This is a genomic window from Lentiprolixibacter sp. (assembly GCF_982873095.1).
Genome location: NZ_CEYNTP010000047.1, coordinates 1 through 14017 on the forward strand (window position 1 = coordinate 1; position 14017 = coordinate 14017).

Below are 14017 nucleotides of genomic sequence, written 5' to 3' on the forward strand. Positions count from 1 at the left end.
GGACACCGGCCTGAATACAGGGGGAATGGGGGCAATTTCTCCCGTACCCTTTGCAGATCCGGAATTCATGGGTAAAGTAGAGCAACAGATCGTTCTTCCTACGGTAAAGGGCCTTGAACAGGAGAAACTCCCCTACAAGGGGTTTATTTTTATTGGACTCATCAACGTAGACGGCAATCCAAAGGTCATCGAATACAACGTGCGGATGGGCGACCCTGAAACAGAGGTAGTCCTGCCCCGTGTAAAAAACGACCTGCTGGAAGTTTTACTCAGCCTCAGCAAGGGAGCACTGGATACCGTGCAGTTAGACATAGACGAACGTACGACTACTACGGTCATGGCAGTTTCGGGAGGTTATCCGGAAGGTTATCAGAAAGGGTATCCCATTAAAGGCCTCGAGACCATCAAAGAATCACTGGTTTTTCATGCGGGGACCCAATTACAGGACGGAACAGTAGTCACCAACGGTGGCCGGGTGCTGGCCATCACTTCATATGGTGACAGTATGTCCCAGGCCTTGCGAAAGTCATACGACAACCTGAAAAAGGTTGATTTCGAAAAAATGTATTATCGGAACGATATCGGTTTCGACCTATAGGTAAGAGTGTGCGGTGATGCTTTTGTCTTCCTCACCGCGGACATCATATTTTCGGAGTTCCATCAACCAGTAAATCATGGCTATGGTCCCTATGATTGTAAAAATCCAGTTAACCATATTGGAGGTCCACCAGTTTTCCATGAAGCGGAAAAAGTCATAAGGCCAGAATAAACCGTTAACGAATAAATCCTGTATACCCTCAAAAAATGCTTTCATCTTGGTTATATTTACAGGGCAAAAATATAAAAAGCAGGGATGATTTCAAGTGTTTTTGGGAAAACAAAACCAATTAACTACATCATCCTCCTGTCCTTCCTGTTTCTTTTTTACTGGTATACCAACCTTTATCTGTACGGAAATAACTTTGATACCCTGGATTGGATCATTCAGGCTACGGTACTTGGCTTCCTGCTCTTCTCCATTTTTGTTGTGAACTTTGTGGTAACCCGTAACCAGATAACAGGAACTAATTCCTATGCCATCCTCTATTTTACCTTGCTGGTTATTTTGTTTCCGGGTATCCTGAGGGATAATAATGCCATTCTTTGTGGATTCTTTCTTATGCTGGCGTTCAGAAGGGCCATAAGCCTGCGATCCCTTAGGGATATTAGAATGAAACTCTTCGATGCGTCGCTCTGGGTAGCGGTGGCAAGTTTATTCTATGACTGGGCCCTCCTATTCCTTATCCTGGTTTTTGCCACACTTTACATGTACGAACCCAAAAACTTCAGGAATTGGCTAGTCCCTATTATTGCAATGGCCACGGTGGCATTAATTGTGTTTTCGGTATTGATACTCACCGGGAATACTGATTTTTTTGTCAACCACTACACCTTTGAATTGGGAATGTACTCAACCCCGGAAACCCTTCTGACCCACGGACGTAAATGGATAGGTTACGGAATAGTGATCCTGCTTGTTGGCGTTTATGTTTTTTTCAAAATTGGAAAATTGGGTTTGGGGCGTATCAATGTGATGCGGATCGTAGGTATTTCCTTCGCCCTGGGGATGGTGATCTCCTTATTGGAAACCACAACAGCTACCTCCCCCGTATTTTTAACTTTTTTGCCAGGAGCAGCTTTGCTTGCGAAATACGTGGAAACCATTAAACGTTCAAAAATCAGGGAAACGGTATTAATCTTTTCTGTTGTACTACCAATTCTGTTTCTGATTGCAGAACATATGGTGAATTAAAGGTATCTTTGAGTCAAAAGCTTACTGCCATGTTTAGTGATTTCGCCTTTGGCATTTTCGAGAAAAGTATTCAGGAGTACCACATAAAGGATGACGTAGACCAGCCTTTTAGCAATCCCTACCCTAAGGAGGATATCGCTCACCTGCTCTATCGGAAAAACTGGATAGACACGGTGCAATGGCATTACGAAGACATCATTCGTGACCCGGAGATCAGTCCGGAAGCTGCGTTAGACCTGAAACGGAAAATAGATGCCAGCAATCAGGACCGTACCGACCTTGTGGAGTATATCGACAGTTATTTTTTAAACAAATACCAATCGGTACAAATAAAGGACAATGCCACTATCAATACGGAAAGCCCTGCCTGGGCCATTGACAGGCTCTCTATCCTTGCCTTGAAAATTTACCATATGCAGGAAGAGGTAGACCGTAAAGATGCCAGTGCCGAACACAGAAAAAAATGCAACCAAAAACTGCAGGTACTGCTACAGCAAAAAGCGGATTTATCAATGGCAATTGACCAATTGATAGCGGATATTGAAGCAGGAAGAAAGTACATGAAAGTCTATAAACAGATGAAAATGTACAACGACGAGGAGTTAAACCCTGTACTTCGCGGTGAAAAATGATAACTACCACCTATTGGTAATTCGATTGTCTGCCTTAGGCGATGTGGCCATGTCGGTGCCTATCCTTAACGCACTTGTAAAGAAATACCCGCAATTAAGGCTAACTGTACTCACTAAAAAAGCCTTTGCCCCCCTTTTTGACGAGGTCCCCAACACGCAGGTATTTGCTGCTGAGGTGAAGGGACGGCATAAGGGGATTCGCGGTCTCTGGCGATTATATAAGGAACTCTTACCGCTTAATATCAATGGCGTAGCCGACCTTCATAATGTCTTGCGGAGTAATGTATTAAAGCGGTATTTTCTGCTTTCAAAGATCCCGGTTGTACAAATAGACAAAGGGCGCAAAGAAAAAAAGTTGCTTACGGCAGCGAAAAACAAGGTGTTCAAACCACTGAAAAGTACACTGGAACGATATATTTCAGTATTTGAAGCCTTAGGATATGCCATAGACCTATCGATTGTAAAGCCCTTAAAGAAGAAAACACTTCCGGAAAAGCTGCTTAATAAGATTGGTCAGAATAGCCGAAAATGGATTGGAATAGCTCCATTTGCGGCCTATCCCGGGAAGACGTATCCCTTTCCGATGATGGAAAAGGTTATCGGGGCACTCGATCAGACTGGTGAATACCTGATTTTTCTTTTTGGCGGCGGTGAGGAGGAAAAACGTATCCTTGAAGAAACGGCTTCCCGATATTCCTACGCCATTAACATGGCAGGGGTGACCAATCTTTCAGAGGAACTGGCGCTGATATCCAACCTGGACCTGATGGTGTCCATGGATAGCGCAAATGCGCACCTGGCGGCCATGTATGGCATCCCAACGGTTACGCTTTGGGGAGTTACTCATCCCTATGCCGGGTTTTATCCCTTTGGCCAGGATCCCGAGAATGCCCTTCTGGCAGACCGTAGCCTGTACCCCTTGATTCCCACCTCGGTGTATGGTAAGCGCATGCCTAAGGGCTATGAGCTGGCCATGGAAACCATACCTTATGAGGAGATCCTCAAAAAGGTAGAGCATATCCTGGGATAAGGATTGCCGTACCTTATGCCAATTCCCTTTGGACCAGACTGTTGAGGTAGCCTCTTAATTGCGTTATATAACTATAGCGCAGCTGACTGGCACTTCCTTCCACCATTAATGTCCGTATTCCCATGTAGGAGGAGATCAGGAAGCTGGCAACGGCCTCACTGTTGACGTGACGTGCTACAAAACCATCCGTTTTCCCTTTTTGCAGGAGGGTAATCAGGTTTACCTCCCAGATTTTAAGGATATCCCTGAGGTAACGGCTTATGGTTTCGTTTCTTCCATTGAACTCATTAAGGAAATTATTCAATACAAAGCCGTAATCCATTTCATTGTGTTCAGCGGTTTGAAGTGCATTCTCCAAACATTTTTCGATGACCACAAGAGGATTCTTCTTGCCCTCGATCGGCTCGATAAGGGTGCCGTAAACTTTCTGTACAATCAGATTTTGAATGATACTGATAAAGAAATCTTCCTTGGATTGAAAATGGTAATAGAAGGCCCCTTTGGAAAGCTCCAGGGATTTCAAAATATCGTCAATACTGGTATTGTAATAGCCCTGTTCGTAAAATAATTCAAGGCCTGCGACTTGCATTCGGTGCATGGTGGCCATGCGTTTGAGATTCTTATCCATCAGATTTGGGTTTAAGGGTTAAAAGACCATCGGGTCTAATACAAGAACCTCCCAAACTGAGGGAAAGGGGATACAAACGGATGTACGAATCGAAAAACTCGACAAGCGGGTCAAAATCCGATCAACTACACTTCACAGGCGAAATGAACCGACCACTTAGTCGGTAAAATTGATCGACGAACGGCACTGTTTTCATCAAAGCTTGACAAAATAGGAGGGGTTTTATACCTTTTTATCAGGTAACTGCCCCCTGACAACTACTGCCTGAACCTGCCGTACAACCATAGCAATGCTGTGAAATAACAATCTCGCGATTATTCAACAAGGATTCATTGTAATCCCTGATGTGATGTACCCTGCTGTTCACCTTAAGGTCCAGCATCTGGTTAAAGTCACAGTCGTACAGCCATCCGTCCCAACTCACGGATATGGTATTGGTACACATTACATTTTGCACGGCTGCTGGGTTGTACGCTTCCACTAGGGCATACATATAGTCCTCGTAGTTTTCCGAAGCAATCAGATAGTCCAGGAATCTGGATATGGGCAAATTCGTTATGGCGAATAAGTTGTGGAAATCAATATCAAAGTCTTCCTTTAATGCCTTTTTGAAATCCGATTCGAGGGCTGCCTGATCTCCTGGCAGGAATGCCCCGGAGGGGTTGTAGACCAGGTCGAGCCGAAGTGAACTCCCCGGCATCCCGTAACCTACGGCATTGAGTTCTTTAAGAGCGGTAATCGATTTGTCGAATACCCCATCCCCCCGTTGCTTATCTGTTTTGCCGCGGGTGTAATGCGGCATGGAGGATACTACGTGTATGTTGTGTTTTTTAAAGAATTCCGGTAAGTCGTGATACTTCTTGTTGGCCCTCATTATGGTGAGGTTAGAACGGACGATGAAATCCTGTATCCCGGCTTCAGCAGCTTCTTCTACAAACCAACGGAAATTAGGGTTCATCTCTGGCGCACCTCCTGTCAGGTCTAAGGTGTGTGCCCCTGTCTTGCGTATTACTTTCAGGCATTCCTCCATGGTTTCCCGGGTCATGATTTCCTTTCGGTCAGGACCGGCATCAACATGGCAATGCTCGCAAACCTGGTTACACATATAACCTACATTGATTTGCAATATCTCCAGTTTCCCGGGCTTAAGGGGAAACAGACCGGTTTCAGCCAGTTTGTCCTTAAAAAAGGGCAACTCCCCTTCCGCAAAGATCGAATTGCTCAGGATGTCCAGTTGTCTTTGTGTATCTGCCAGTTTACTATGTCTGGCTTTGAGTGATTTAGTTTTCATAATACATAAGGCAGTCAAAGTCCTCTAAGCCGAAACAATACATAGTTCCTTACAGGGAGTAGCTGCCTTTAACAATTTACATGGATAATTTGTTGTATTTGTTCATCATCTGAACGCCGTGGACCAGGGTTGCCCCACTTTCAATAGCGGCTCCTGCGTGTACGGCTTCCATCATTTCCTCCTTGGTGATCCCGCGTTGTAACCCGTCCTTGGTATAGGCATCGATGCAGTACGGGCATTTTACCACATGGGCAACCGCCAGGGCAATCAACGACTTTTCCCGCGCACTGAGCGCCCCTTCTTCAAAAACTTTTCCGTAATAGTCGAAAAAGCGCGTTCCTATTTCTTCACTCCATTCTGTGATGTTTCCGAATTTTCTCAGATCCGCTGGATCGTAATATGATTTGGCCATTTTATCTCTTTTGTAATATGTAATTAGGGACTCCTGCAGGGCAATATACTGCAGGAACCGGTGAATAAATTTTTGGGAATACTACCCCTAAACCTTGTCTAAAGGGAAAATGCAGGTGAGCCCCGGGTGTGTACGCCTCCCCTTAGCGACAGGGGAAAGGGGGTTTTGAGTAAGGGAATATCAATTTTTTGTTTCGGGCTGCAGCGCAATAACAATTTGTATATACCAATAGGTATAATCATCGATTGTGCCACGACCTTTGCGATATCTTCTGTGTTATCCAGGTCTAAAAGCGGCTGTAGCACTTGTATTTCCTGCCTGCCTTCGTGCAGGTACTTCAACATTTGTGCAAATACCTTATGGGTGTTCCAGGAAACCGTCTTGAATTTTTCTTCGAAAAATGCCGCTCGGGAGATGGCTAACAAATAGAATCCGCCATCCTCGCTGGGTCCCAATGCTGTCTGTCCTTTTTTTAAGGAGTTCAGTGCATCTTTGAGATGGGATATGTTCAGTGCCGGGGTGTCGTTACCAATCGTTATCAGGCCTTCGTATCCCAGTTCAAAAATTTGCTTGATAGCATGGGTGTAGCGTTCGCCAAATGAGTCACCCACTTGCTCCTTTTCTGTAAAGTGGTAAAAAGGTATTTGAAGTTGCCGGGCCAGTTTGATGCTGTGTTCGGTCAATAAAGTGAAGATCTCGTCGGAACCGCCAACAACTTTGCGTTCCCTTTCTGCCTCCGGGGAATTCGCAAATATCAATAGGGCTATGTTATTTGTTACAGCCGATCGCATCACTAAATTTTCCCCTAACTTACAATTATATGCTCAAAAATGTGGGGAGTTCGCATCGATTTAACAATGCGCTGGCATTGGTGCGATGAATTACACAAGCCGACAGCCCGGTCGGTAATCCCTTTAGCAGATACGGCGTCGGAGATTTAAAATGCGGTTGATATCCTGAAAATTAACGACAAAAAGTAGCTTTTTGAACATATGAAAAGAAAATCAGCCGCATTACAAACTGATGGGTCGGTTTTAGCTTGATATCAATTCCCGATAAACGGCAGCCTGTCTGACTGACTCCAGCAGGAATTCACTTGGCCACGAGCCTAAACGTCGTCGTAATCTACTGTTATTCTGTCTGTGGTGGGATGTGCCTGACAAGTGAGTACAAATCCCTCAGAGATCTCACTGTCGGTCAGGATCTGGTTCTTCTCCATCACGGCGGCTCCATTCGAGACTCTGGCAATGCAGGTACTGCATACCCCTCCCTGGCAGGAATAAGGAGGATCAATATTGGCCTTAATGAGGGCATCCAGGATCAATTCCTTATGATCCATCACAACTTCGTGTTTTTCCTCATCCAGTATTACTGTAACCGCAGTTTTTCCAGGTGATAGTTCAGACATATCGCTTTCTGTTTTAGAAGAAGTGAACAATTCGGTTAGAATATGGTCAGCTGCCACACCTTCATTTTCCAAAACCCCTTTTACAAGGGTAATCATGGGTTCTGGTCCACAAAGGTAATAAGAGTCTATATCAAAATCCCTGAAACGGTTCTTTAAGACAAAATTCACGATGGATGTGTCTATTCGTCCAAATAACGCATCCTCCTCTTTAGCCCGGCTAAAAATCAGCTGAACTAAAAACCTATCGGTATATTTATTTTGTAAAGCCTTGATCTCTTCATAAAACATGGTTTCAGACAGGTTCTGGTTGCCATATACCAGGATGAATTTGTTTTCCGGATGACTTTCCAGCACCTCCTGGGCAACGCTCATGATAGGGGTAATGCCGCTTCCTGCAGCAAAGGCCATGATCTGGCATTTTTTATCTGAATCAAATACAAAACGTCCTTCCGGAGGGCACACTTCCAGGACATCACCTTCCTTGAGTTCCCTGTTGGCATATTTGGAAAATGTTCCGTCTGATACCTCCTTTACTCCGATAGTCAGGTCAGGTGCTCCCGGAGCAGAACTGATGGAGTAGGCCCGTCTTACCTCTTCACCATTGATCTCCTTTTTAATGGTAATGTACTGACCGGCTTTAAACCGAAAGCTGCCATTGTGTTCCCCTCCGGTGCCAAGTGTAATGGCAACGGAATTGGGGGTAAGGGATTTAATTCTCTTTACTTTCAGGGGGTAGAATGTACTCATTTAAGCAAATTTTTGGCAAAACTACACATTGATTTTCATGCCCTTCCCAAAAAATAGGTTAAAACTGTAACAAAATATATATTTGGCCTACTAACGCAATGACCAACACTACAGGAGAATGTTCAGACATTTTATCAACCTTCAGTGGAAATCCTTTTTCAGATCGGCCTCATTTAAAACCAACATCGGGTTTAAGATCCTGATGATTTTCGGGGCACTCTATTTTATTGTGGTTTTCCTCGCCCTGGGACTAAGTTCCTATTATATCATTGACAAATCCGGCCTCGGAGATCCCTTACAAGTGGTAAACGGGATAATGATCTATTACCTCGTAGCAGATTTGTACATCCGCTACGTGCTTCAGAAAATGCCGGTGATGAATATCCGGCCATTGTTGTACCTGCCATTCAAAAAGAGCCAGGTGGTGCAATACTCTCTGGGAAAAACCTTGTTTTCTTTTTTCAATTTGGCCCATGCTTTTTTCTTTGTCCCATTTTCAATAATACTTATCGTAGAAGGCTACAATCCTCTGGGCATAGTAGGCTGGCATTTGGGAATTTTCGCCCTCTTTTTTACGAACAACTTCCTGAATATCATGATGAATAACAAGGACAGTGTATTCTATCCTGTTATTGTGATTCTGGTAGGATTAGGCCTGTGCCAGTATTATGGCTGGTTTGATATTACCCTATACACGACCCCGCTTTTTGATGCGCTCTATGAGCAGCCTGTGTGGGCCCTGGTCCCCTGGATACTTTTGGGGACAATTATTGTCGCTTCTTTTCGATATTTCAAGAAACACATGTACCTGGATGGGGGATTGGCCACCAAACATACAATTGCCAAGACTGAGGATTACACTTGGCTGAACAGATTTGGAAACCTCGGCGTATTTCTTCAGAATGATATTAAACTGATAAAGCGCAACAAAAGGTCGCGCACAACGGTAATCCTAAGCCTCTTGTTCCTGTTCTATGGCCTGTTGTTCTTTACCAATTCCATTGAGGCCTATGAAAACCCGGTGTGGAAGATCTTTGCCGGTATTTTCGTCTCAGGTGGGTTCCTGTTCAGTTTCGGGCAGTTTGTGCCCAGTTGGGACAGCTCCTATTATCCCCTGATGATGAGCCAGAATATACAATACAGGGAATACCTATCTTCCAAATGGTACCTGGTGATCATTGCTACTGTGCTGAGTACCCTTGTCAGTGCCTTTTACCTCTATTTTGGCTGGGAAGCCTACCTGGCCATTGTGGTAGGGGCCATTTACAATATAGGTGTGAACTCTTACCTCGTGCTTTGGGGAGGGGCGTATATCAAAACCCCAATCGACCTGACCTCAAATAAAAAAGCCTTTGGAGACAAACAGGCCTTTAATACCAAAACCTTATTACTCACGATACCCAAGCTGTTGCTTCCCCTGGTGGTCTATGCAGCAGGGCACTATCTGGTAAATTCTACCGTTGGGTATATTCTGGTGGCACTTACCGGTATCATTGGCTTCGCTTTCAAAGAGGTGGTCTTCCGGAAAATTGAAAAAATCTATAAAAAAGAAAAGTATAAAACCTTGCTGGCATACAAGCAAAAAACCTGATAACGACTATGATTAAGGCAGAAAACCTTAGCAAGACCTATGGAACCCAAACGGTTTTAAACCTTGAGAACTTAGAAATACCCAAAGGGCAGAGTTTTGGTTTAGTAGGTAATAATGGAGCAGGAAAAACAACATTTTTCAGCCTGCTCCTGGATCTGATACAACCCAGCACCGGTAGGGTTCTTAACAATGATATCGAAATATCCAAGAGTGAGGCATGGAAACCCTTTACTTCGGCTTTTATTGATGAGAGTTTCCTCATTGGCTACCTTACACCGGAAGAGTATTTTTACTTCATAGGGGAATTGAGGGGCAGGAACAAGGCCGATGTAGACGCTTTGCTTTCACAGTTCGAGGATTTTTTCCACGGGGAGATTTTAGGACAGAAAAAATACCTGCGCGACCTTTCAAAGGGGAACCAGAAAAAGGTAGGCATCGTGGCCTCATTTATAGGCGATCCTGAGGTAATTATCCTGGATGAACCCTTTGCCAACCTGGACCCTACCACACAGATAAGGTTAAAGGCACTTATCAAGGACCTGGCAGAGAACAGAGATGTCACCATATTGGTATCAAGTCACGACCTCATCCACGTTACTGAAGTCTGTGAGCGAATTGTGGTACTCAACAAAGGGGAAATAGTTCGGGATATTGCGACCTCCAAGGAGACACTGAAGGAGCTCGAAAGTTTCTTTGCTGGCTAACGCTATGAGATTTTGTTGCAGCCCCTTTATGGGTCTGATTTTCCTTGATTAAAGCCGCTCTTTACAAATTTGTCCGGGCCCTGCCGGGCCAGATCCCAAGAAATGCGCGCTAGGGTATAATAATATCGGGCTTTTTAAGTTTAGGTTTTATAAGAATACCAACAACTTTGAAGCTTCGATTTTCACTTTTATTCGCTGGTGTTCTTGGGGGCATACTTTTTAACGCTTGTTCTACCAAGAAAGACGCATTAATCAATCGTAACTGGCACGCACTTAACACCAAGTACAACGTACTGTACAATGGTAACCTCGCTTTTGAGGAAGGCCGCGAGCAGTTAAACGACACCTATCAGGACAATTACTGGGAGATCCTCCCTGTGGAACGGCTGCAGGTAAGCGAGGAGATCCGGCTGGATTCAGAAGACAACAACCCCAATTTTCTCAGGGCCGAGGAAAAAGCCACCAAAGCCATCCAAAAGCACGGGATGGAGATAGGAGATGAAGAGCGCAACCCCCAGACCGATGAGGCTTTCCTGCTTCTGGGCAAGGCCAGGTATTTTGATCAGCGCTACGTTCCTGCTTTAGAAGCCTTTAATTATGTGCTGAGAAAACACACCCGGAGCAACAAGCTGAACGAGGCCACGATATGGCGTGAAAAAACCAATATCCGCCTGGGGAATGAGGAATTGGCCCTTAAGAACCTAAAAACGCTTTTCCGCTACGAGAAGTTGAAAGACCAGGAGTATGCCGATGCCCATGCTATAATGGCCCAGGCCTATATCAACCTAAAGGCGCCGGATACCGCCATACAACAACTCAAGATCGCAACAGCGTACAGTAAAAAAGGGGCTGAAAAGGGAAGGTACCTTTACATTTTGGGGCAGCTCTACAATCAGCTGGGGTACAAAGACAGCGCAAATCTGGCATTTGACAAGGTGATCGCCTTAAACCGGAAAACACCACGGGTATACCTGATCAATGCCCACATTCAGAAAATTCAGAACACCGAGATTACACCCGAAAATCGGGAAGCCATGCTCGAGTACCTGAAAGACCTGGAGGCCAATCGGGAAAACAGGCCTTTCCTGGATAAGATCTACCGGGAGCTGGCGGTATTTCATGCCCGGGAGAAACAAGACAGTCTGGCTTTGGTGCATTACAATAAGTCGCTTAGGGTAACCCGCAATGTACCGCAGCTCAATGCATTGAATTATGAGGACCTGGCGACCTATTATTTTGATGAAAACCAGTACGGCAGGGCAGGTGCCTATTATGACAGCGTCCTGACCAATCTGTCAGAAAACACCAAAAAATTCAGGACGATAAAAAAGAAGCGGGACAACCTTGAAGATGTAATAAATTATGAGGAAATAGTGCAGTATACAGATAGTGTGATCACACTTTATGAAATGCCTGTTTCTGAGCGCCGCACTTATTTCGAGGAATATATAGCAGCATTGAAAGCTGAGGAAGAAGCGGCCAGGCAAAAGGAGGAAGCAAGGATAACTGCTGGTTTCGCCACTTTTGTAGAATCTAAGGGGGGTAAGGAAAATAAGGGGAAATTTTATTTCTACAATATCACCAGCCTGGGCTACGGCAAGAATGATTTTAAAAATAAATGGGGAGATCGTGTACTTGAAGATGACTGGCGTTGGAGTAACAAGAGCCGGATACAGCCTTCCGATATAGCAGGCGGCGAACTTCAGTCGGGAGATCAGGCAGAATTCGAGCTCTCGGACGACGAGAAGTATTCTGTAGACTACTATTTGAATACCGTACCGGATCAGGAACAAGTAATTGACAGCCTTAGAAAAGAGCGCAATTTTGCTAACTATCAGCTGGGCCTCATCTACAAGGAAAAGTTTGGGGAAAATGTACTGGCCGCGGAAAAACTGGAAAATGTCTTGTCTGGTAACCCGGAGAAACGATTGGTGCTTCCTGCTAAATACAACCTGTACAAAATCTATGAAGCTGCCCAAAGTCCACTCGCTGCAGACATGAGGGATCGCATCTTACAAGAGCATCCGGATTCCCGGTATGCGATGGTATTATTAAATCCCCAGGCAGTGCTTTCGGCTTCCCAGGATTCGCCTGAGGCGCAATACGCTCACCTTTATGAGAAATTCAGGAAGCAGGAATTCCTGCAGGTGATTACCGGGGCGGAAGAACGGATCAATCAATTTGCCGGAGACCCTGTTGTTCCCAAACTGGAAATGCTCAAGGCCAATGCAATTGGTCGTCTACAGGGATTTGAGGACTTCAGGGAGGCGCTGAATTATGTGGCCCTGAATTATCCAAATAATCCAGAGGGTAAAAAAGCGCAACAGATCATTGCCGAACAGCTGCCCAAACTTCAGAATAAGGAATTCTCGGCAGCAGGGACAGTGAAAGGAGGCAACTGGAAGGTGGTCTTCCCATTCAAACGCAGCCAGAACGAAGTGGCATTGAAGCTCAAGGAGCGGCTGGAAAAATCAATAGAGGACCTGCGCTATAAAAATGTGGTTTCACGGGATATATATAACCTTGAAGAACAATTTATCGTAGTGCATGGGTTTGCTTCCGAGGAATTCGCCCTAGGCTATGTGGAACTGCTAAAAAAGAATAAGGACTACCGGATTGATGCCTATAATTTCGTAATTTTATCCGCTAATTATAAAGTCATCCAGGTCCACAAGAATCTGGAGGCTTACAAGGAAAAGATGTTAACCCCAAAACCATAAACAAAATGTTTTCCGAAAACAAAAAACCTAGAACTATGAATGAAATTGGCGGGCAACCCAACAGGATTGAAAAAAACACTAAAATCAAAGGCGATATCGTCTCTGAAGCCGACTTCCGAATTGACGGCAAGTTAGACGGTAATGTAAAGACTTCAGGGAAAGTCGTTATAGGAAAAGGTGGTTACATCCACGGGAAAGTGGAATGTGTTAATGCCGATATTGAAGGAAATTTTAACGGGGAATTATTGGTTTCTGACCTGCTGTCCCTCAAGTCTTCGGCCGTGATCGAAGGAACCGTTTCTGTGGCCAAGCTATCTGTGGAACCCGGGGCTACTTTTAATGCCTCTTGCACAATGAAAGGTAAGGGAGGATTGAGCAGTACCACACCAGGAACGGGCACTTCTGCAGCTCAGGGCACTTCAAAAGGCAATATTTCCACTTCGAAGAGTTCCGGGGAAACGGTGAAGGCCTAACAAGCTCTTACGAAATTCCAGTCGGAAGCGTACCCGGCCAATACTTCGGGCAAGGTTATGCCTGCCCACCAGGGTGAGCTAATTTGTTATATTGTGCCTATGCCAGATTCCAAAAACAAAGCCAAGTATTGGTTAAGCCTTACGGGAATCGCCGTACAAATGGGGGTTATTATCTATTTGGGTGCCTGGTTTGGGCAGTGGCTGGATGAAAAATACGAGTCGGAAGGCAACACCTACACTGTTTTCTTCACCCTGGTTGCAGTAGCGATTTCCATGTACCTTGTGGTAAAACAAACCAAAAAGCTCAACTCATAAATTGGTAAAAAAATCACTTTCCTTTCTTTTCCAGGTGGTTGTTGCCCTTATTTCGGCAGGGATTGTCCATTATGCCGCCCTGTATGCATGGGAATGGCCAGCGGTGGTCCCTGATATGGTTATTGCCTATCTGCTAAACCTGGCCCTTGCTGTTGGTATCTATATGGCCATGCTGCAGTTCGCTGCACAGAAAAGCAGCTACCTCGGCTTTTTCTTCCTGTTTGGGAGTGTTTTGAAATTTGCGGCTTATTTCATTATTCTGGAACCCATTTTT

The 14017-nt window shown here is 44.9% G+C and carries 16 protein-coding genes; 10 read left to right on the plus strand and 6 right to left on the minus strand.

The features are described from left to right. On the plus strand, positions 1 to 598 hold a 598-nt coding region (locus tag AC4E7D_RS04680), incomplete at its 5' end, for a phosphoribosylamine--glycine ligase (RefSeq protein WP_490172651.1). Here the strand turns inward: AC4E7D_RS04680 and AC4E7D_RS04685 are convergent. Beyond that, positions 593 to 814 carry a DUF6341 family protein gene (locus tag AC4E7D_RS04685; protein WP_490172652.1) on the minus strand — a complete coding sequence of 74 codons (222 nt, stop codon included), beginning with the start codon at positions 812 to 814 and terminating at the stop codon, positions 593 to 595. The genes AC4E7D_RS04680 and AC4E7D_RS04685 overlap by 6 nt on opposite strands. Before the next feature lie 39 nt (positions 815 to 853). On the opposite strand from AC4E7D_RS04685, the gene AC4E7D_RS04690 reads away from it, so the two are divergent. The 3 genes from AC4E7D_RS04690 to AC4E7D_RS04700 are packed head-to-tail and all read left to right on the plus strand — an operon-like array spanning position 854 to position 3454. Further along, positions 854 to 1792: a hypothetical protein gene (locus AC4E7D_RS04690; RefSeq protein WP_490172653.1), complete on the plus strand. Its 939-nt coding sequence runs from the start codon at positions 854 to 856 to the stop codon at positions 1790 to 1792. Between the two features lie 29 nt (positions 1793 to 1821). After that, positions 1822 to 2424: a DUF4254 domain-containing protein gene (locus tag AC4E7D_RS04695; RefSeq protein WP_490172654.1), complete on the plus strand. Its 603-nt coding sequence runs from the start codon at positions 1822 to 1824 to the stop codon at positions 2422 to 2424. 49 nt (positions 2425 to 2473) lie between these two features. Continuing rightward, positions 2474 to 3454 (plus strand): glycosyltransferase family 9 protein, encoded by a 981-nt coding sequence (locus AC4E7D_RS04700; RefSeq protein WP_490172666.1) that lies wholly within the window; start codon positions 2474 to 2476, stop codon positions 3452 to 3454. Positions 3455 to 3467: 13 nt separating this feature from the next. Here AC4E7D_RS04700 and AC4E7D_RS04705 read toward each other — a convergent pair whose 3' ends face one another. The 5 genes from AC4E7D_RS04705 to AC4E7D_RS04725 form a co-directional block, all read right to left on the minus strand. Further along, on the minus strand, positions 3468 to 4082 hold the full coding sequence (locus AC4E7D_RS04705; protein ID WP_490172655.1) for a TetR/AcrR family transcriptional regulator: 615 nt from the start codon (positions 4080 to 4082) through the stop codon (positions 3468 to 3470). A gap of 235 nt (positions 4083 to 4317) precedes the next feature. Beyond that, on the minus strand, positions 4318 to 5373 hold the full coding sequence (gene arsS / locus AC4E7D_RS04710; RefSeq protein WP_490172656.1) for an arsenosugar biosynthesis radical SAM (seleno)protein ArsS: 1056 nt from the start codon (positions 5371 to 5373) through the stop codon (positions 4318 to 4320). Between the two features lie 76 nt (positions 5374 to 5449). Next, complete coding sequence (locus AC4E7D_RS04715) at positions 5450 to 5785, minus strand: arsenosugar biosynthesis-associated peroxidase-like protein (protein ID WP_490172657.1); 336 nt, start codon at positions 5783 to 5785, stop codon at positions 5450 to 5452. Between the two features lie 98 nt (positions 5786 to 5883). Then, positions 5884 to 6576, minus strand: a complete 693-nt coding sequence (locus AC4E7D_RS04720) for a TIGR04282 family arsenosugar biosynthesis glycosyltransferase (protein WP_490172658.1) — start codon at positions 6574 to 6576, stop codon at positions 5884 to 5886. 317 nt (positions 6577 to 6893) lie between these two features. Further along, on the minus strand, positions 6894 to 7940 hold the full coding sequence (locus AC4E7D_RS04725; RefSeq protein ID WP_490172659.1) for a 2Fe-2S iron-sulfur cluster-binding protein: 1047 nt from the start codon (positions 7938 to 7940) through the stop codon (positions 6894 to 6896). Positions 7941 to 8058: 118 nt separating this feature from the next. Here AC4E7D_RS04725 and AC4E7D_RS04730 point away from each other — a divergent pair, with 118 nt between their 5' ends. The 6 genes from AC4E7D_RS04730 to AC4E7D_RS04755 all read left to right on the plus strand — a co-directional run. After that, entirely contained in the window at positions 8059 to 9531 is a 1473-nt protein-coding gene (locus AC4E7D_RS04730; protein WP_490172660.1) for a DUF5687 family protein, read from the plus strand. Positions 9532 to 9539: 8 nt separating this feature from the next. Then, positions 9540 to 10235 carry an ABC transporter ATP-binding protein gene (locus AC4E7D_RS04735; RefSeq protein WP_490172661.1) on the plus strand — a complete coding sequence of 232 codons (696 nt, stop codon included), beginning with the start codon at positions 9540 to 9542 and terminating at the stop codon, positions 10233 to 10235. 167 nt (positions 10236 to 10402) lie between these two features. Continuing rightward, positions 10403 to 12955, plus strand: coding sequence for a type IX secretion system periplasmic lipoprotein PorW/SprE (gene porW / locus AC4E7D_RS04740; RefSeq protein ID WP_490172662.1), 2553 nt, complete (start codon positions 10403 to 10405; stop codon positions 12953 to 12955). Positions 12956 to 12960: 5 nt separating this feature from the next. Next, positions 12961 to 13428, plus strand: a complete 468-nt coding sequence (locus AC4E7D_RS04745; protein ID WP_490172663.1) for a bactofilin family protein — start codon at positions 12961 to 12963, stop codon at positions 13426 to 13428. A gap of 99 nt (positions 13429 to 13527) precedes the next feature. Further along, the gene (locus tag AC4E7D_RS04750; protein WP_490172664.1) at positions 13528 to 13743 is read left to right on the plus strand and encodes an AtpZ/AtpI family protein; all 216 of its coding nucleotides are present in this window, start codon (positions 13528 to 13530) and stop codon (positions 13741 to 13743) included. 1 nt (position 13744) lies between these two features. Continuing rightward, positions 13745 to 14017: hypothetical protein (locus AC4E7D_RS04755; protein WP_490172665.1), on the plus strand; the 273-nt coding region annotated here is incomplete at its 3' end.